This window comes from Bradyrhizobium sp. SYSU BS000235, from assembly GCF_049747295.1.
Taxonomy (GTDB): domain Bacteria; phylum Pseudomonadota; class Alphaproteobacteria; order Rhizobiales; family Xanthobacteraceae; genus Afipia.
Window position 1 is genome coordinate 1995444 of record NZ_JBMHJM010000001.1, and the last position, 17769, is coordinate 2013212.

A 17769-nucleotide genomic window follows, 5' to 3' on the forward strand; every position below is an offset into this window, starting at 1 on the left:
GCAATCACCCCATCTACGAGCAGCATATTCGCTGGAAGCAGTACTGCGACATGATGCAAGCATTGGAGCTTGGCATTCCAACGCAGCAGACTGAGCTTGATCTACCGGTAGCCGACGACATCAAGATCAACGATAGTGGGCCTGTGATGCGCGCCGCCGGCAATGGCATGGAGCTTGTCCCGATGAACTTCAGCTTTCCGCCGTCCGGTTCTCGCGGCGGGCCGGTTTTTAATTTCCGAAGCGAGGGACGAAACTTCGAGAAGTCGAATAGATGTCTGATACCGGCATCGGCGTTCTTTGAGTTCACGGGAAAGAAATATCCTAAGGCCAAGCACCGTTTCACGCTCAATGGGGCTCCCTTTTTGGCGATTGCGGGTATCTGGCGAGAGAGCAAAAACGGCGCGCAGGCTTTTACCATGCTCACAACAGAGCCAAGTCCGGACGTCGAGCCTTACCACAATAGGCAGGTGGTGGTGCTGAAGCCGGAAGATTGGGCGCATTGGATCTATCTCACCAAGCCACAAGCCGACTTGTTGCGGCCGCTTCCTGAAGGTTCGTTGGAGGCTGAGACGATTCGAGAGGGAAGCGACTGATTGCTTCGATTTGAATATGAAGCTCGGCCTTGGTCGGTTCGCTTCACAGTAAACTCGTCCATCGGTACGACGGAGTGGCCAGGTAGCTCAGATGAGGGATGGGCTAAACGAAGGAACGGTCGGTGACGCCGCAAAGCTGATGATGCATCGGCTAATTGTGCGGAAACTTCGCCATGATCCATATCTGGTTCAAAAGGCTAAAGATGCCCACGCTCGTCGAGCGGAGCAATTCGAGGGATGGCGGTTTGTGAAAGAGTGGGAGGCGCTCCTTGCACTCCCAGTGGAAGAACTTGCAGTAAAACTCGTCAGTCGCGATAGAGAGATGGTCCGACTTCGCAATTCATCTCCATTTTACTTAACTGACGGCGTTGATTTCGGTGACTATCGTGCAAGGCTCCGCTTGCGGAGGGCTGCGCGAAGGTCGTCAAGCGTGGCCTGAAGCTTTCTTAAGGCAGACGCTCTTGAGCGCAGTCAAAACTATCGACCTCATATCGTTGCTCAACTGAAATCTCTTCCGACGCTTTCAGCTACCTCAAGAACGGCCCTGACCTTTCCGCGCTCCAGAGCCTCGCGCCCCGTCAGCCCTCCGAGCTCACCATGCCGCTGTACGAGAAAGCGATAGACTGCCCAGAGGCCGCCCAACCGCTTATGTAGCACCGCCAGCTCGGCATAGGGTTTGCCTTCGGCATTGAGCTGCCAGACCGGGAAGCGATAGCCCCTCTTCCCGCCCTTTAATCCCAAGATCTGGCCGCTCTGACGCTTCGTGTTCACCGTCACCCGAGTCGTGCCGAGCATCTTTGCGAACGCATCCGCACTTTGCATGCCCTCGCCGTCCAGAATCTCGGCGGCACGCAACCGACCGCGTTCACTTGCCTCGGCCAACGCTGTCTGCAAGCTCATTTCCGGTGCGGCAGCCGTCCGGCCCGCGCCGCGACGAATGCCCTTCTTCGATTTAGGAGATGCCATTGTTCAACCTCCGATGAGGCGAGTAGGTCGAAGATGCATGGGTTCGTAAATCGTAGCAGGTTTAGGTTCGAGATTGCTTCCAAAGCTCGACGAAAAACGTCGCCTCAGCTTCGATTTCGTGTACAGACGGGATGTAGATCTGTTCACTCAGACGTTGACCGCTGTAGAGCGATATTCAGGCAGAGCCTAACCAACTCGGGGCATCCCAGATTTCGCAGTGTCGGCATGTTGGTTCGGTATCCGTTGCTCGCCGACGGCGGACAAACGTTATTGCTGGACGAATGATGGCGCGGTACTCAAGCATCGCTAATCCCCACTCGCACGGGGATAGTGCAACTTCTGGCCCGGCCGCGTTTGCTCGTTGTGTGGTAAGGCCTCTTTTCTCGTTGGCCGGGGGCATTCAAGGCTCGGGACCCAACGACGTCGGCTCTTGTGCCCAGTCGAATTTGAGCGTCTCGCGGTCATAGACACAATGCGTAAGCTCGTAGTTAGTCGAAGCGAAATCCGAATAATCCGCCAGTCTCGTGGTCCGTCAACCGGACAGGAAGGATGGCGTTCACGACGACTGTTTCATTAGCGACACCACTCGCTGAAAGCTCGTCACTGTTCATTGCAATAATGTATTGACCCGCATGAGCTGCAGCGGTCTTGGCGCCGAAAATGATAGCCCCTCGCACTTGGCGAGCATCAACTCCATCGAACAGATGGCTATCGTGAACCAAAAAGCCAGGCCCGCCCAGCCTGTCAGAGACAGCTTCATAAAGCATGGTATCGAAACAAAAAATCTTCATCAAATCGATACCGCCCTTATTCCCTCCGCCCTGGATTACAATATCGATTTGCGGCCCGTTCTTTGAAGGCGTTACTACCAAGTTGCCGGTGCGATCGTCGTACAGTTCTGCAATCGCTTGATCTACTTTTACGGTGGCATACTTGATGACGTTCTCGCTGCGCTTATGGTCCTCTTGGAGCATTATTTCCAAGTCAGCACTATCGCGCTTCGTCTGAGCGATCTTATTTTCGAGTATGTTTGCATTCTGCAGCTTAGTACGGAGCGCGTCGGCGCGATTTGAGTTTGTCGCGAACTCTTCGTGCATCGCCATAAGATCTTCGAACGCGCCTTTGCCATCGAGGACAAGAAGTATTTCGGATTTTCGGATGTCCGCAGAAGCCAATTCGGATTCGAGCGTCTGTTGGGTGACTCTCGCTGCTTCGATCTCGGCTTCAAGATAACCGCGCCGATTGGAAACGACCGACTGTTGGAATTCGCGGACTTCGTCGAAGCGGCGCAACGCTACGCCGGGCAATTGAACCCCGGCCTCGGCATAGAGCATTTCCACGGCGGCGTAAGCGGGGGGCTTTTCCTCTTGGATTGAACTTGCGAGGTATACGATCGTTTCTTTGATCAGAGCGAGCTCCGCCGCTATCTCTGTCATTCGATTTTTGATCCGAGATACCTCATCGGCCATCTCACGGTAGCTCTCCAACACGCGGAACTTGTCGATACGGGATTTTAACTGGGCAATGCGCGCTTCTGTCCTTACGAGCTCTGGCCGGATCTCTCCTGAGGTGCCGAAGATATTACCAAGTTCTCCCGCCTTAATCGCCTGCCTCAAGGTCGAAAGGCTTTTCTTACGCGCACGAAGATCCTGGATCTCTCGCGGGATCTTCCAATCAAATCCCAAAAGATAAGAGAGATTGACTTGCCAGTCCCAAGGCTGCTGATTGTCGTTTTGCTTCTGGATATTTGAGTAACCACCAGATTTGCGCCGACGGATAAGGTAGCTTATCGCGGACCGGAACGAGGGCGTAAAGCTCCCTTCGAATTCCGTACCTTTGCGAGGGGTCGGGATTTTGAACCATGCTTGGCCAAGACAGTCCTTCCAATCATCTACCGTTACGTATTCCAAACCGGTGTCATCATCTCGCTTGATTGCCAGGCCAATCGAATTTGCATGGTCCTTACTTATAAGGATCTTTTTCTCGTCGTTCCCGCTCCGAGTTACCTTGATGCGACTGCCTTCGATCGCAAATTCACCACTGAACGAGTGAGCGACGATTTCCTTTTTCTTGAACAGCGAATTTTTATCTGCGTCAGCTCCCAGCAAGAAATGGATAATCTCGATCATGCTGGTCTTGCCAGCGCTATTGCGAGTCTGCTTGTCGGTAGATTTTGGAGTAACGTCTGCCAAAAGGATATTTAGTCCCTCCTCGAATCGAAGTGATTTGAAGGTGGGAATTGAGCTGGTGATGGAGAAAATCATGCTGAACCTCGAACCGGCGTGATGAGATCGCCGTCGCGATCGAGGGCCGAGATGGCATATAAAAGTGTCAACGCAAGAATAAACCAATCAAAAGATACAGGCGAGGCATCCTCACGGGTTGCTCGCATGACTTGGACCTTTCTCCAAATGGAAGAAACCGTCATCGCGCGGTCAAGCACCGAAAGAATATCCCCGCCGACAGCAATCAGCGCCCGGTCCTGTTTGATGTGTTTTCCCGGAAGGATCATAGGGCTTTCGCTTCTTCAACCGGATGGTCCTCGAAGATAGTACATTTCTCAAACAGATGGGCCAGCAAACTCCAAACGGCAACTTCACGCGGTGTCGAATTCTGTTGGCCTCCGAGCGTGAATTCATAGAGACAGTCCATAATTTCATCGGGCTGGAGGCCTTGCATCTTCAACTCGACGTACTTGCCTGCAAAGACGCTCGCAATTTTTCCATCAAGCGTCGGGTCAGGGTGATCGAGGAGATATTCGCCCACTCTACCAGCGTTTTGGAAACCCAGCCGGATGCGGTCCTGATAGATCGCGGGTAAGTTATTGAAATCGAGTTTAGCCGCGGGCACAATAACGGGCTGATCGTCGTTCAACCCGCTCCCATGAACCCGCTGCATTACATCATTTATGACCATTTGTACTTCTGGGAGCTGCAATTGTCTAAAGTCCTCGTCAGTCGCGTCGTCTCCAAGTAGTTCCTCGATATCGTCGAGGCTTAACGAGAAGATCGCGAGACGAAACTGTTCAAGTCCGAACTGCTTCAAGACGCGATTTGGATGAGCGCCCGCGAGCTCTAATATCTTTGCGGTGATCTGAGGCGGCGTCCCCGTCACATAGTTGGAAACGAAAATCCACTCCTTTAGTGCCGGCCAGTTCTGAATCGCGCCAAAAAAATCCTCCGCCACTTTGGCCACCGCGTTAGCAATCGAGCCAGAGCTTTGGCCATCGCCACCGTTCGTGGGCCCGTAGCAAGCGAATACTGTTAGAGGATCTTGGAGAAGTCCGTCGCATTTCAGATCCCCTTGAGAGTAATGGGCGCTCGCGGGGATGAAGTTATCTTTCCACACTTTCGTCATAACGGCTGCCAAGAACAACTGAAGCATATCGCCTCGGCTCCGGCGGAGCTTCAGCTCCAATGTATTGCGAAAGGCGCGCTGCAAAATTGGCGTCATTATTGCGGGCATACGTAATTCCTGATCTGCCGATTCGGCTAAATAACACGCTAACAGAGAGATCAGGAAGGTCTCCATTTCTGCGTGTAAGGAGGATTCCGGCGCGAACGGACAGCAGTGTTGTGCTCTGCGCAATTCCGAACTGCTTGCGAGCACTGTCAGCATCAGCCAAGTCGATCGAAGTGCCGACTTGGCAGAACTGACCAAGAGATCTTTACCGACCTGGATTTAATAGCGACATGCCTGCGGGAAAAACAAAACGCTAAAAATTATCGGGCATAATCAGCGAGATATCAGACCGCAGCGCTCTTAAAGGCAGAAATCGAGTCGTTCTTAAACCGAAACTGAATCGTTCTTTCGGTGGAGGGACAAAGTATCTGAAAACTTGGCGATCCCGGCATGACTCGAACATGCGACCTACGGTTTAGGAAACCGTCGCTCTATCCGGCTGAGCTACGGGACCGGATGCCACTCACACCCGTGCACGGCATGGTGATCCGCCTTCCTTACCAGAGCCAGGAGCCTGTCGCTACCCCGCTCTTGCGGGAGCCCCGCTGTCATCTCGCTGTCAAGCCGCCCGGATGCTGGCGAGGAAGCGATCCACCTCACCGCGCAGGGTCTCAGACTGCGTGGCGAGTTTTGCCGCGGATCCGAGCATTTCGCGGGCTGCGGTTTCCGTGGTGGCAATGCCTTCGGTCACGCTCAGAATATTTTGCGACACTTCGCCGGTGCGTTCCGCCGCTTGCTGCACGTTGCGGGCGATTTCCTGCGTCGCCGATCCTTGCTCCTCGACTGCGGACGCGATCGAAGAGGAGATTTCATCGATCTCGGTGATGGTGGAGGTGATGTCGTGGATGTCCTCCACAACCGCACCGGTCTCGCGCTGAATGGACGCGATCTGAGCCCCGATATCCTCGGTGGCTTTGGCGGTCTGGGTCGCAAGCGACTTCACTTCGCTTGCCACCACCGCGAAGCCCTTGCCGGCCTCGCCGGCCCGCGCCGCCTCGATGGTGGCGTTGAGAGCCAGCAGATTGGTCTGGCTCGCAATGCTGTTGATCAGCTCGACGACCTCGCCGATTTTCTGAGTGGCGGATGACAGGCTCTGCACCCGGGCATTCGATTGACGGCTGCCGTCAGCAGCCTTGCTCACCACCGCCGATGCCTGGGCCAACTGCCGGGCGATTTCGCCGATCGAGGATGACATCTCCTCCGACGCCACGGCGACGCTGTGGACATTGTCGGAGGCGAGCTCGGACGCAACTGAGACGACCTCTGTCTGCTGCCGTGACTGCGCGACGGTCGACGACATCGACTGCGCGGTCATCTGCATATCAGACGCGGCCGAGGATACGCTTTCGACCACATCTCGCACGCTGGCCTCGAAGTGATCGGCCAAGGCTGCGAAGGCCTCCCGTTTCTCATGGTCCGAACGCGCCTTGCTCTCTTCTTGCTCCACCTGAAGCTGACTGACCCGAACGGCATTGTCCTTGAACACGGCGACAGCCTGCGCCATCTGCCCGACTTCATCGCTGCGCTCGCGCATAGGCAGCTCGACAGCAAGGTTGCCGTTCGCCAACTCGCGCATCGCATCGGTGATGGCGAGGATCGGACGCGATATGCCGCGCGCAATCAGCAATCCGGCCGCGAGCGCGAGAATGAGACCCAGCGCCGCCATGCCGGCCGCCAACAGCCGGGCATGCTGTTGCGAGGCGACATACTCACCGTTGTCCATGACAATTTCGACGACCCCGATGGACTTTCCGGAGAAGTCCCTGATCGGTCCCAGCAGAGCCGCGACCGGAGTGCCGTTCAGGTCACCCTGACGGATCAGGAAGCCGCCCTCTCCGACGCTGCCGTAATCAGATGCATTGAAAAAGCTCTGCCCGCCGAGCGTTCCGCCGAAGGTCTTGAACGTATTGTCGCCCGCGAGGTGAAAGGCGATGTCGACGCCGCGGGTGCGCTTGAATTCATCGAAGAAGCCCTGACCGAATGTCAGACCGAATTCGACCGACCCAACGTGCTTCCCAGCCGCTACAATGGGCACAACACCGCGGATGCCGAGGCCGGCCACGCCGCCTTCCAGGCCGACGACCGTCTTCTTTTCCGTGTTAGCCACCACCACGGTCTTTCGGAAGCCGGAGAGATCATCGCCGAATTTTGCCGGCTGATGGGCCCGGAAATAGGAGACCGCGGAAGGCGTATGGAATTGGAACTGATCGACGCCGTATTCCGACTTCATTGTCGCAAAGCCGGGACCGAACAATCGCATCAAAGCGGCGCGATCGTCCTTCGCCATGGCCTCCTGAACGGCCGGGATGGATGCGACCACCGCACTCATGGCCGCGGCGCGGCGCGCCTCCTGGCCGAGACGCGATTGAAGTGCATCATAATGGCTCTGGAGTTCGCGCTGGTCGGCCCGGTCGACGATGCCAGAGATAATCCACATGGCGCCGGCCAGCATGAACAGAGCTGTCGTCGCCGAGGCAAATGCCAATGCGGCCGTGATTCGCCCTCTCAGGCCAAAATTCCTCAGCATTATAATCTCGCGCTAAATGTGCCCGACCGAACCCAAAAACACAGATGGCCGGATGGGCGCGGATTTTATCCGCAAGTCATTAACGGACCTTAATTTCGTCCCTGTCGCCGCAGACAACGCAGTGCGTCACATCTTCACAGCCGGCTTTCCAAATGACCCACTTGAATGATGAGCGCGAGGCAAGGCTTATGAGGCAAAGCTTATGATTGCCGATCTGATGTCCCACATGGGGAGCCGGCATGAGCGCATCGTCTGATCTCGAGCGCTTCGTCGACGCACAGGCGCCCGTCTACGATCGAGTGCTCTCAGAGCTCCGTGCAGGACTGAAGCAAAGCCACTGGATGTGGTTCGTCTTCCCGCAGATTGCAGGACTTGGGCACAGCGCGATGTCACAGCGGTACGCCATCGCCTCGCGTCAGGAAGCAGTGGACTATCTGCATCATCCCCTGCTCGGGCCGAGACTACGGGAATGCACGCGACTGGTCTGTTCCGTGTCAGGAAAGTCCATCGAAGGCATTTTCGGATGGCCGGACAACATGAAGTTTCATTCCTCGATGACGCTGTTCGCCCGGGCGTCTGACGACAACCGGGATTTTGTCGAAGCGATTCATCAATACTTCAACGGGCACTTCGATCAGGCCACACTGGATCGGCTGAATATCGCGCGTGATGCCAACACGGAGTGAACACACCATCATGACCTATGCGCCCATTGTATCCGCATCCATCGATATCATTGCAACGACAACGCTCACTCTCTCAACGCGCGGCGAGGGATTCATCGATTTCACGCGTGACGTTCGCCAGTTTCTCGAAGAGACAGGCGGTGTGTCCGGAACGGTCAACCTGTTTATCCGGCACACCTCCGCGTCGCTGACCATTCAAGAGAATGCCGATCCCGACGTCCTGACCGACCTGACTACGGCACTGCGGCGAATGGCACCGGATAACGCGGGATGGATTCATGCGACCGAAGGGCCGGATGACATGCCGGCCCACATCAAGACCATGCTGACGTCATGCAGCCTTCAAATCCCGGTCATTGACGGCGCGATGGCGCTCGGAACGTGGCAAGGGATCTATCTGATCGAGCATCGTACGCGGCCGCACAGGCGAGAGATCGTGATGCAGTTCATCGGCACCCGCGACCGCGCATAGGAAGCTGGCACTTAATCGGTGATAACCATCGCCCAGAACACGCGATAGGGCGAACTCGGGTTTGAGACCGAGGCGACACCGACCTTCTTCGCACCTGCCATCAGCAAGTTCTCGCGATGGCCTGGACTTTCTTCCCACTGCTTCAACGTTTCGGAGAAGGTGCGAAACCCTGCTGCAATATTCTCAGCCGCCCGAGACTTCCGTAAGCTCGCCACACGGGATGAAAAACTGCCTCCGACAGTATGGCTGATGGTTCCGCTCGACGCCATTGCGCGCGCCTGCTGAAGCGCAACAGCATTCAGCCAGCTATCGATCTTCACCGACGACAGTCCATGCGTGCGCCGATAGGCACTGATTTGACTGGCGTAGTCAGCGGCCATCGCCGAGGTCTGCAAAGTAAGAATAAAACAAATGATGAGGGAAGCGATTTTCATGTTCACCTCAGTTTTGTGAGTCGTTGGACTCTTGCGTTGATCGACGTCGATGAATGTTCATTCATGGACATTAAAATTCAAGGACGAATTCAAGCGGCCACATTTTCGAGCAACTTTTTCTCATCACTCACGTTTGTCTTTTGAGTAAGGAGGATGAGATGAAACTCAAACTGGCTTTCATTGGGCTCGCAGCGCTTGGAAGCGTCGCGCTGGCGTCGGGTACCGCTTCGGCAATGCCGAACGGCCTGGCGGGAGCTGCTCCCACGGCAAACAACGTCGAGCACGTCCGCTGGGTCTGTAATCCATGGGGGCGATGCTGGTGGCGGCCGAACTACTATGGAGCTTACGGCTTCTACGGCGGCCCCCGTTTCTATCGTGGTCCGAGATATTTCGGCGGCTGGGGTCACCGCGGCTGGCGGGGTGGCTGGCACCGCGGTTGGCATGGTCGCCGCTGGTGACGGTGCCGCTGGTGACGTACAAGGGAGGGCATCAGCTCTCCCTTTTCTTTGATCGGGACGAAAATCGCGATCAATTCTCTCAAAGTCGCCGGAAACCCCATGCCAATTGAAGTTGATGCCCTCGATCATCTGGTGGTGAACGTCAAAGACGCCGAGCGATCGGCCGTTTGGTACGAACGGATTCTTGGCATGAAGCGCCAGGATTTCGATCCGGGGCACGGCCGCGCCAAACGCATTTCGATGCTGTTCGGCAATCAAAAGATCAATCTCCGGCCGGTAACGACAGATAAGCAGGAGTGGTTTACCGCAGACCATGGGGCGGCCGGAAGCGACGATTTGTGCTTCCTGACCACGGCCACACCACAGGATGTGGCGCTTCATCTCAAAGGCTGCGACGTCGCGATCGAAGAAGGTCCGGTTGAAAAGCAGGGCGCCAGAGGCACGTTGATATCCATCTATTGTCGCGATCCGGACGGCAGCCTGATCGAAATCTCGTCTTATAAAATCTAACGAACGCGAGCACTGAGCTCAGTCTGGGAGACGCTGACCTCTGTCCCGGCGACCTCGCGGTGCGCACGCTTTCGGTTCCACTGCCTTGTAACCGTCATGTCGACCCGGTAATCTTGTTCGTACGGGGCAGGATGAGACGACAGGAGACAACAATGGGTTTGCTCGACGTTCTCAATGGCATGCAGAATGGACCACGCGGACCGAGTGGGCCGAGTGATCAAAGCGAGAGCAGCGGCGGAATGTCGCCGATGACCATGGCGATACTTGCCCTTCTCGCCTACAAAGCCGTCAAACATCTCGGCGGCAGCCACGCGCAAACAAGCCCCGCGGGCACTCAGCCGACACAGGCCCCACCGACGTTGCCGCCAGGAACGACCACGGCAAGCGCAGACGCCGGCGGGCTTGGAGGTGGACTTGGAGGCGCACTCGGCGGCGGCCTCGGCGACCTGATGAGAGGGCCGCTCGGTGGTGCCCTTGGCGGCCTGCTGGCCGGCGGCGCGGCCGGAAGCGTCCTCAGCGGCGGCCTTGGCGATCTCCTGAAGCAGTTTCAGGACAACGGACACGCTGAAACGGCCAATTCATGGGTTGGCCCTGGTGAGAACAAGCAGATCGCTCCGAATGACCTCGCCTCCGCACTCGGTGCCGACCAGATCAGCACGCTGACATCTCAGACCGGCCTATCACGCGACGAACTGCTTTCCGGGCTCGCCCGGCAATTGCCAGATGTCATCAATCAGCTGACGCCGAACGGCAGACTGCCGACTGAGCACGAAGCCTCCCGTTGGATCTGATGAAACTGTTCAAATGATGATGGAGCGGGGCCCCGCCGCTCCATCATCTCGCAATCGATGCTTCACACTGAATGAAGGATAGCGGCAATGGGCGGCATTCTCTGGATCATCATTGTTGGTTTTGTTGCAGGCATTATCGCACGACTGCTGTCGCCGGGGCCGAATAACCCGACCGGCTTCATCCTGACCACGGTCCTCGGCATCGCCGGCGCTTTTCTCGCGACGTTCATTGGCCAGGCGATCGGCCACTACGGGCCAAACCAGGGCGCGGGATTCATCACCGCGACCATTGGTGCGCTGGTTGTGCTGTTCATCTGGAATCGGCTCGTGGCCCGCGGCGTCGTCTCCGATCCCGGCAACAGACTCTAACTGACAAGAATAGCTGATTCAGATCTTCTGAATCAGCTTTTACCAGACCAAGTGCGCACCGGCATCGATGCGCACGATTTCTCCTGTCATGTTGCGTGATTGCGGCCCCGCGAGGAAACAGACAACGTCCGCGACGTCCTCGGCGCTCGACGCCAACTTCAGAGGGGATTTCGCGGTGACCATGTCACGGACCTTGGCAGCCTGTTCGGCGCCGCGTCCCTTCGTGAACCATGGCGTGTCGATATAGCCCGGACAAACCGCGTTGACGCGGATCAACGGTGCCAGGGCACGCGCCAGCGACAGCGTCACGGAATTCAGCGCGCCTTTGCTGGCTACATAAGCGACTGACGATCCAATGCCGGAAACTCCAGCAATCGATGAAACGTTGACAACCGCCGAGGCGCGGCCGGTCTCCTTTGCGCCCGCTTCGAGCAACTCGCGCGTGGCCCGGACCATCTGATACGGCCCGATTGTGTTAACCGCGAAAAGGCGCTGAAAGTCGTCGGCGGAAAGTCCCTCGAGATTGTCATGCGCCATGTGCTTGGTGGTGCCGGCATTGTTGATGAGCGCGTCAAGCCGTCCCCAAGGGGCAGCGGCAGCCGCGATCTTTCGGCAGTCTTCGTCACGCGACACATCACCCTGAACCACCACGACCTCGGCGCCGGCACTGCGGCACAGATCGGCCGTCTGCTCGGCTTCCTTCTGGCTGGAGGCATAATTGATGACGATGCGTGCCCCTTGCTTCGCCAGGATCGCTGCCGATGCCGCACCTAATCCCGATGCCGATCCCGTGATGATGACCCGCAATCCATCCGCCATTGAATGTCTCCTCGTATACGTTTACGGCGTCGCCGCCGCGGCCGGTGCAACCTAGCGAGATAAACTGCAACGGAACAGACTTTTCATCTGAGCGCGATGGCCTAGCTGCCATGAAGCACACCCCGATGATCTATGCGTATCCCGCAGTGACCCGCGATGAGTTCGCAGCTTGTCATCGCATCAGCTTTTCCTCATCATACCTTTCACAGGAATGACATCCGCGTTTTGCATGGCGGAATTGACAACACTGAAGCGGGAGACGTCGTGGCGGAGAGTGAGAATATTGTAGCGGAAACCGCCGAGCGCATTTTTGCCGACCTCGCTGACGCACAGACGATTAACAGCGACAAGGACGACCACTGGAAAGCGCCGTTGTGGTCGACTCTGGTTGACGCCGGTTTGCCGCTGTCGTGGGTCCCGGAAGCATGCGACGGCGCGGGCGTCAGCCTCGCGGAAGGTTTCAGCGTTGCGCAATCGGCGGGCAAATTCGCTGTGGCCGTTCCGCTGGTCGAAACCATGCTGGCGGGCTGGCTGCTCGCACAGGCTCAAATTCCCTCGCCGTCCGGAAAAATGACGGTGGCGCCCGCTCGTCCGCAGGACCGCATAACGGTCAATGCCGATCACACGCTGACCGGCCGCGTTCGTGGCATTCCTTACGGAGCAGATGCCGAGCATATTGCCGTTGTTGCGGCTTCGGAAACAGGCCCCGTGATCGCGCTTGTCGAAGCAAGCGCGTGCCATATCGACGCCGGCGAAAACCTCGGCCATGACACGTCGAACACCGTGGCGTTCAACAACGTCAAGCCGCTGACGATCAAACCGGCGCCGGCCGGCTTCACATCCAGATCATTGATGCTGATGGGAGCAACGTTACGCAGCCTGCAAATCGCAGGCGCACTGGAAGCCTTGCTTGACATCAGCGTTCGCTATTCCAACGAGCGCGTCGCGTTTGAAAAGAAGATTTCCAAATTTCAGGCGGTCCAGCACAATCTCGCGAAACTGGCGGGTGAAGTCGCAGCTGCCGTCACGGCCGCAGGCTCAGCCGCAGACACCATCGCCAATGGTTCGCCGTTCGACGACGCGGTCTTTTTCGAAGCGGCTTCGGCCAAGATCCGTTGCGCGGAAGCCGCGGAAAAGGGAACGGCCATTGCCCATCAGGTGCATGGCGCGATCGGATTTTCCATGGAGCACATTCTGCATCGCTATACGTTGCGCGCCCTCGCCTGGCGCGACGATTTCGGCCACGAAAGCTATTGGGCGACCGAACTCGGAAAGTTCATCGCGGCACGCGGCGCCGACGATCTGTGGCCGCTGATCGCATCGCGATAATACGGGCGTGACAATTCAGGATACATGACATGACCGCAGCCCTTCGTTTTGATCAGATTCGCCTGCCGCCGGAATGTGAAACCTTGCGGCACGAAGTTCGTGAATTTCTCCGCGAGGAAATTGCCGCCGGCACCTTCAACCCGGATGAACCACAACGCGAAGACAGCGACATCCCGGAGTTCAGCCGCCGCGTCGGCGAACGCGGCTGGATCGGCATGACGTGGCCCAAGCAATATGGCGGCCATGAACGGAGCTTTCTGGAACGCTACGTCGTGACCGAGGAGATGCGCGTCGCCAACGCGCCGACGCGACGCTTCTTCGTCGCCGACCGTCAGAGCGGCCCGGTTCTGCTCAAATACGCCAATGAGCGGATCAAGATGGATATCCTGCCGCGTATCTGCCGCGGCGAGGTCTGCTTCGCGATCGGCATGAGCGAGCCGAATTCAGGCTCCGACCTGTTCGCGGCCAAGAGCAAGGCGACCAAGACCGACGGTGGCTGGCTCCTCAATGGCACCAAGGTCTGGACCACGTCCGCGCACATCGCGGACTACATGCTCGGAATTTTCCGCACGTCCCCGCCCACGGCAGACAATCGCCGCCATGGCCTGACGCAATTTCTCGTCGATATGAAAACACCTGGCATCAAGGTCAATCCGATCGCGCAGATCAGCGGATTGAAGGAATTCAATGAGGTCGTCTTCGAGGATGCCTTCATTCCTGACGACCACGCCCTCGGTGAAATCGATGGCGCATGGAAGCAGGCAACGAGCGAATTGGCTTATGAGCGCAGCGGGCCGGAACGGTTTCTCGAAACTTATTACGTCCTGACGGAGCTTGTCCGCGCGCTCGGCAACAGCCCCGATACACGGGGCGCGGAGGGTATCGGCCGCCTGATCGCACAGTTGCACACCATGCGACGCATGTCAGTTTCAGTCGCCGGCATGCTGCAAGCCGGTCAGGAGCCCGTGGTGGAAGCCTCGATCGTCAAGGACATCGGGACACTCTGGGAGCAGCAACTGCCGCATCGCGTGCGAGACCTCGCGGCCTTTATCGACAGCGACACGGCAAATCATCATACGCTTGAGGAACAACTGGCATTCGCCACCAAGATAGCACCCAAGCTGACAATCCAGGGCGGTACCACCGAGGTCTTGCGCGGCATCATCGCGCGCGGCCTTGGTCTCCGCTGAACCCAATCGATCAATTCAGAAAGGATACCAGATGAGCGGCTCCCCGGATCTCGGCGTTGAGAAACATGGTCATGTCACGTTGATCGAGATTCGCCGCCCCCCGCTGAATTTCTTCGACCTGTCCCTGATCCAGCAGATTGCCGATACACTCGACCAACTCGATGAGGACAAAGACTGCCGCGCCGTGGTGCTCGCCTCGCAGGGCAAAGCCTTTTGCGCTGGAGCAAACTTCAACCGGCCCGTCGCTGACGGCGGAGACGCCGCCTCCGGCACGGGCACCACGGGCGACCTCTATCTCGAGGCCGTGCGCATCTTCCGCAACAAGAAACCGATCGTCGCGGCGGTGCAGGGCGCAGCCATTGGTGGCGGACTTGGCCTTGCAGTGTCCGCCGATTTTCGCGTGGCCTGTCCAGAGGCCCGCTTTGCCGCCAATTTCACCCGTCTTGGGTTTCATCCGGGTTTTGGCCTGACGATTACGTTGCCCGAGATCATCGGGAAAACGAATGCCGCGCTGATGTTCTACACCAGCCGCCGCGTCACCGGCGAAGAAGCATTCAAGATGGGACTTGCCAACATTCTCGTGCCGCAAGATCAGGTGCGCGCGGAGGCGTTCAAGCTGGCCAACGAAATCGCCGAGAACTCACCACTGGGATTGCTGTCGACGCGCGCGACCATGCGCGCCGGCCTTGCCGACCGGGTCAAGGCGCAGACGGATCATGAACTCGCGGAGCAAACCTGGCTGCGCCAAACCGAGGATTTCAAGGAAGGCGTCAAGGCAACCGAAGAACGCCGGCTGCCGAAGTTTCAAGGTCGTTAGGCGGAAGCCGAAGCGTTATTGCGCTGAACGCCGTCCGGCGACGAGGGCATCGATCACCGTCACCCCCTCGCCTTCGCCGTGCACGATCACCGGATTGATTTCGATCTCCGAGAGGCTATCTTGGAGATCGCCTGCCAGGATCGAGACCTGCGCTATCAATCGCGCCAACGCCGCCTTGTCTGCCGGTAGTGCACCACGGAAGCCGTTCAGAAGCGGGGATGACTTTAGTTCATCAACCATCGCGACTGCTTCGGTTTCGCTCACCGGCGCTTGGCGATAGACCACATCCCTGAAGAGTTCGGTTGTCACGCCGCCGAACCCTGCCATCACGATCGGGCCGAACGTCGCGTCGTTGACTGTGCCAACAATCATCTCAACGCCCTTCTTCGCCATCGGCCCGACCAGCACGCCTTGAATTTGCGCGGTCGGCTTGAACCGACGCGCATTCTCAATCAGAGCATCAAATGCCAACGCGGCTTCGTCGAGGCTCGTCAGGTTGATGCGCACGCCTCCCGCTTCACTTTTGTGCGGGATATCGCGTGACTGGATTTTCATGACCAGTGGAAACGGCATTCCGGCAATCGCACCTGCCAGAGCCGATTTCTCCGTGACGAGGACTTCGCTTGGCACCGCGATGCCGGCCTCACGAAGCAGATTCTTGCTCTCGTATTCGGAGAGATTTCCTTCGACCCACGCAGAGTTCACGCCGCCCTTTGGGGTCTTGCGAAGCAACGTACCGGGCTCATCCAGGACGAAGCGTCCCCGATCGATCAACTGCCGAGCTGCACGGCCGAGTGTTGCCAGCCCCTGGAAGGCGACGATACCGGAAGCGGCCAGACCCGTGCGCGCGAACTGCGACGGCAGTGTATAGGAGAAGAACAAAATTGGCTTACGCTGCGCATCAATCAGCGGCTTGATCTCGTCCGTCTTCACCGGAATCCGCGTCTCGCTTGCCAGCGACACCACGACCACGATGAGGTCGATGTCGTCTGACCGGTTGAGCAGTTCGATCACCTTCTGCAGGCCGCCGCTGTGGACCGCCTGCGCCGTGATATCGACCGGATTGCGTGCCGACCCGTAAGATGGGATCAACGAGCGAATCTCCACCTGCTGTGGGCCCGAAAGTTCGGGTATCTGCAGCCCTTCGCCTGCAAGCGTGTCCGCCACCCACGCGCCCGCGCCCCCCGAGACGGTCACAATGGCGGCTCGATTGCCGCGCGCCAAGGGCGCGGTGGCAAATGCCGCAGCGATGGCGACCGCCTCATCGAGGTCGTTGGAAACAATAAGACCATACTTGGCGAAGACTGCATCGTAAGCCGCTGTCCAGCCTGCCATGCTCGCGGTATGCGATGCGGCTGCGCGTTCGCCCGCGCTTGAACGCCCGACCTTCGAGACAATGATGGGCTTGCCGGATTTCGCTGCGCGTTTCGCAGCAGCAACGAACATTGCGGGATCGCGAATGCCTTCGATGAACAGCAGGATGACGTCTGTCGCCAGATCCCGCACCATGTAGTCGAGGAATTCACCGGCAGCGAGATCGGATTCATTTCCGGTGCTGATCACCTTGCTGACCGCGACACCCATTGCTTTGGCGCGATTGTAGATCGCAAACCCGATGCCACCGCTTTGCGCAATGATGCCGATGCGGCGCGGGCTTGCCAGCAGTCGGGGGGCGTCCGGTTTAACATCGACGGTCGGGCTGAATGTCGCCGCGATGCGCTCCGGCTCGTTATAAAACCCCTCGGCATTGGGGCCGGAAATCCGCATGCCCGTGCGCTTCGCAAGCGCCGCGATTTCCGTCTGCATGTCCACGCTCGCACCACCCTCCTCGGCAAACCCGGACGAAATGATGATCGCGTTCTTCACGCCCGCGGCCACGCACTCGTTCAGCACGCCAAGCACCGCACGCGCAGGAACGATCACGATGGCAAGATCAATCGGCTGCCCGACCGCTGAGATCGACGCAAAACATCTCAAGCCTTCAATATCGTCATAAGCCGGATTGACGGGATAGATTTCCCCCGAGAATCCATTTCGTCGCAGAAACGCGAGGAGCATGCCCGGAATTTTCGTGCCGTCGCGGGAGGCGCCAATGATTGCGATGCTTCGGGGCGAGAAGAATGTATCGAGGGGATGCTTCGTCACGTCGATCCTCAGATGATGAGGTAGAGTTGATGCTGCCGTGAGCCGAATTTCAGACAGCTGTTCATTGTTCTTGCGGCACGGACCGGCAAAAAAGAAAGCCGGCCCGAGTTGTGAGCATGCTCACAAATTCGGGCCGGCGATATCTACGTTATTGCGGCCCCGTCATGCTCGGTTGCATCATGCACGGGATCGGCTCTTCAT

General features: G+C 57.8%; 17 protein-coding genes, 1 tRNA gene and 1 pseudogene. 10 read left to right on the plus strand and 9 right to left on the minus strand.

Going from position 1 to position 17769, the window contains the following annotated elements:
- The first annotated feature begins 53 nt into the window (after positions 1-53).
- On the plus strand, positions 54-593 hold the full coding sequence (locus ACP0KA_RS09295; protein ID WP_424631534.1) for an SOS response-associated peptidase family protein: 540 nt from the start codon (positions 54-56) through the stop codon (positions 591-593).
- 498 nt (positions 594-1091) lie between these two features.
- Here the strand turns inward: ACP0KA_RS09295 and ACP0KA_RS09300 are convergent.
- From ACP0KA_RS09300 to ACP0KA_RS09325, 6 genes and pseudogenes are all read right to left on the minus strand, one after another.
- A pseudogene (locus tag ACP0KA_RS09300) lies at positions 1092-1499 on the minus strand (XRE family transcriptional regulator); the annotation flags it as partial.
- A gap of 548 nt (positions 1500-2047) precedes the next feature.
- Positions 2048-3823 carry an ABC-three component system protein gene (locus tag ACP0KA_RS09305; RefSeq protein WP_424628519.1) on the minus strand — a complete coding sequence of 592 codons (1776 nt, stop codon included), beginning with the start codon at positions 3821-3823 and terminating at the stop codon, positions 2048-2050.
- Positions 3820-4071 (minus strand): ABC-three component system middle component 6, encoded by a 252-nt coding sequence (locus ACP0KA_RS09310; protein WP_424628520.1) that lies wholly within the window; start codon positions 4069-4071, stop codon positions 3820-3822. Before ACP0KA_RS09310 ends, ACP0KA_RS09305 begins: the two co-directional genes overlap by 4 nt.
- On the minus strand, positions 4068-5177 hold the full coding sequence (locus tag ACP0KA_RS09315) for an ABC-three component system protein (protein WP_424628521.1): 1110 nt from the start codon (positions 5175-5177) through the stop codon (positions 4068-4070). Before ACP0KA_RS09315 ends, ACP0KA_RS09310 begins: the two co-directional genes overlap by 4 nt.
- Before the next feature lie 221 nt (positions 5178-5398).
- Positions 5399-5475: transfer RNA gene (locus ACP0KA_RS09320), tRNA-Arg, on the minus strand.
- A 105-nt stretch (positions 5476-5580) separates the two neighbouring features.
- Entirely contained in the window at positions 5581-7548 is a 1968-nt protein-coding gene (locus ACP0KA_RS09325; protein WP_424628522.1) for a cache domain-containing protein, read from the minus strand.
- Positions 7549-7787: 239 nt separating this feature from the next.
- Here ACP0KA_RS09325 and ACP0KA_RS09330 point away from each other — a divergent pair, with 239 nt between their 5' ends.
- Both ACP0KA_RS09330 and ACP0KA_RS09335 read left to right on the plus strand, forming a co-directional pair.
- A complete protein-coding gene (locus tag ACP0KA_RS09330) occupies positions 7788-8234 on the plus strand; it encodes a DUF1810 domain-containing protein (RefSeq protein ID WP_424628523.1) in 447 nt (148 codons plus the stop codon).
- A 10-nt stretch (positions 8235-8244) separates the two neighbouring features.
- Entirely contained in the window at positions 8245-8706 is a 462-nt protein-coding gene (locus ACP0KA_RS09335; protein WP_424631535.1) for a secondary thiamine-phosphate synthase enzyme YjbQ, read from the plus strand.
- Between the two features lie 11 nt (positions 8707-8717).
- Here ACP0KA_RS09335 and ACP0KA_RS09340 read toward each other — a convergent pair whose 3' ends face one another.
- Entirely contained in the window at positions 8718-9140 is a 423-nt protein-coding gene (locus ACP0KA_RS09340; RefSeq protein WP_424628524.1) for a CAP domain-containing protein, read from the minus strand.
- Positions 9141-9298: 158 nt separating this feature from the next.
- On the opposite strand from ACP0KA_RS09340, the gene ACP0KA_RS09345 reads away from it, so the two are divergent.
- From ACP0KA_RS09345 to ACP0KA_RS09360, 4 genes are all read left to right on the plus strand, one after another.
- Positions 9299-9598: a hypothetical protein gene (locus ACP0KA_RS09345; RefSeq protein ID WP_424628525.1), complete on the plus strand. Its 300-nt coding sequence runs from the start codon at positions 9299-9301 to the stop codon at positions 9596-9598.
- A gap of 99 nt (positions 9599-9697) precedes the next feature.
- The gene (locus tag ACP0KA_RS09350) at positions 9698-10108 is read left to right on the plus strand and encodes a VOC family protein (RefSeq protein ID WP_424628526.1); all 411 of its coding nucleotides are present in this window, start codon (positions 9698-9700) and stop codon (positions 10106-10108) included.
- Positions 10109-10260: 152 nt separating this feature from the next.
- Positions 10261-10899 carry a YidB family protein gene (locus tag ACP0KA_RS09355; RefSeq protein WP_424628527.1) on the plus strand — a complete coding sequence of 213 codons (639 nt, stop codon included), beginning with the start codon at positions 10261-10263 and terminating at the stop codon, positions 10897-10899.
- Between the two features lie 87 nt (positions 10900-10986).
- Complete coding sequence (locus ACP0KA_RS09360; RefSeq protein WP_424628528.1) at positions 10987-11268, plus strand: GlsB/YeaQ/YmgE family stress response membrane protein; 282 nt, start codon at positions 10987-10989, stop codon at positions 11266-11268.
- A 39-nt stretch (positions 11269-11307) separates the two neighbouring features.
- On the opposite strand, the gene ACP0KA_RS09365 is transcribed toward ACP0KA_RS09360, so the two are convergent.
- Positions 11308-12087, minus strand: a complete 780-nt coding sequence (locus tag ACP0KA_RS09365; protein WP_424628529.1) for an SDR family NAD(P)-dependent oxidoreductase — start codon at positions 12085-12087, stop codon at positions 11308-11310.
- Positions 12088-12351: 264 nt separating this feature from the next.
- Between ACP0KA_RS09365 and ACP0KA_RS09370 the strand changes: the two genes are divergently transcribed.
- The 3 genes from ACP0KA_RS09370 to ACP0KA_RS09380 are packed head-to-tail and all read left to right on the plus strand — an operon-like array spanning position 12352 to position 15423.
- Positions 12352-13416 (plus strand): acyl-CoA dehydrogenase family protein, encoded by a 1065-nt coding sequence (locus ACP0KA_RS09370; RefSeq protein ID WP_424628530.1) that lies wholly within the window; start codon positions 12352-12354, stop codon positions 13414-13416.
- A 29-nt stretch (positions 13417-13445) separates the two neighbouring features.
- Entirely contained in the window at positions 13446-14606 is a 1161-nt protein-coding gene (locus tag ACP0KA_RS09375) for an acyl-CoA dehydrogenase family protein (protein WP_424628531.1), read from the plus strand.
- A gap of 31 nt (positions 14607-14637) precedes the next feature.
- Positions 14638-15423, plus strand: a complete 786-nt coding sequence (locus tag ACP0KA_RS09380) for an enoyl-CoA hydratase/isomerase family protein (protein WP_424628532.1) — start codon at positions 14638-14640, stop codon at positions 15421-15423.
- 15 nt (positions 15424-15438) lie between these two features.
- On the opposite strand, the gene ACP0KA_RS09385 is transcribed toward ACP0KA_RS09380, so the two are convergent.
- The gene (locus ACP0KA_RS09385; RefSeq protein ID WP_424628533.1) at positions 15439-17568 is read right to left on the minus strand and encodes an acetate--CoA ligase family protein; all 2130 of its coding nucleotides are present in this window, start codon (positions 17566-17568) and stop codon (positions 15439-15441) included.
- Positions 17569-17769 lie beyond the last annotated feature (201 nt).

Bases quoted from the DNA above. Each gene is read 5' to 3' on its own strand.
- ACP0KA_RS09295 (WP_424631534.1), top strand. From the start codon at position 54: ATGCAAGCATTGGAGCTTGGCATTCCAACGCAGCAGACTGAGCTTGAT.
- ACP0KA_RS09305 (WP_424628519.1), bottom strand. From the start codon at position 3,823: ATGATTTTCTCCATCACCAGCTCAATTCCCACCTTCAAATCACTTCGA.
- ACP0KA_RS09310 (WP_424628520.1), bottom strand. From the start codon at position 4,071: ATGATCCTTCCGGGAAAACACATCAAACAGGACCGGGCGCTGATTGCT.
- ACP0KA_RS09315 (WP_424628521.1), bottom strand. From the start codon at position 5,177: ATGCTGACAGTGCTCGCAAGCAGTTCGGAATTGCGCAGAGCACAACAC.
- ACP0KA_RS09325 (WP_424628522.1), bottom strand. From the start codon at position 7,548: ATGCTGAGGAATTTTGGCCTGAGAGGGCGAATCACGGCCGCATTGGCA.
- ACP0KA_RS09330 (WP_424628523.1), top strand. From the start codon at position 7,788: ATGAGCGCATCGTCTGATCTCGAGCGCTTCGTCGACGCACAGGCGCCC.
- ACP0KA_RS09335 (WP_424631535.1), top strand. From the start codon at position 8,245: ATGACCTATGCGCCCATTGTATCCGCATCCATCGATATCATTGCAACG.
- ACP0KA_RS09340 (WP_424628524.1), bottom strand. From the start codon at position 9,140: ATGAAAATCGCTTCCCTCATCATTTGTTTTATTCTTACTTTGCAGACC.
- ACP0KA_RS09345 (WP_424628525.1), top strand. From the start codon at position 9,299: ATGAAACTCAAACTGGCTTTCATTGGGCTCGCAGCGCTTGGAAGCGTC.
- ACP0KA_RS09350 (WP_424628526.1), top strand. From the start codon at position 9,698: ATGCCAATTGAAGTTGATGCCCTCGATCATCTGGTGGTGAACGTCAAA.
- ACP0KA_RS09355 (WP_424628527.1), top strand. From the start codon at position 10,261: ATGGGTTTGCTCGACGTTCTCAATGGCATGCAGAATGGACCACGCGGA.
- ACP0KA_RS09360 (WP_424628528.1), top strand. From the start codon at position 10,987: ATGGGCGGCATTCTCTGGATCATCATTGTTGGTTTTGTTGCAGGCATT.
- ACP0KA_RS09365 (WP_424628529.1), bottom strand. From the start codon at position 12,087: ATGGCGGATGGATTGCGGGTCATCATCACGGGATCGGCATCGGGATTA.
- ACP0KA_RS09375 (WP_424628531.1), top strand. From the start codon at position 13,446: ATGACCGCAGCCCTTCGTTTTGATCAGATTCGCCTGCCGCCGGAATGT.
- ACP0KA_RS09380 (WP_424628532.1), top strand. From the start codon at position 14,638: ATGAGCGGCTCCCCGGATCTCGGCGTTGAGAAACATGGTCATGTCACG.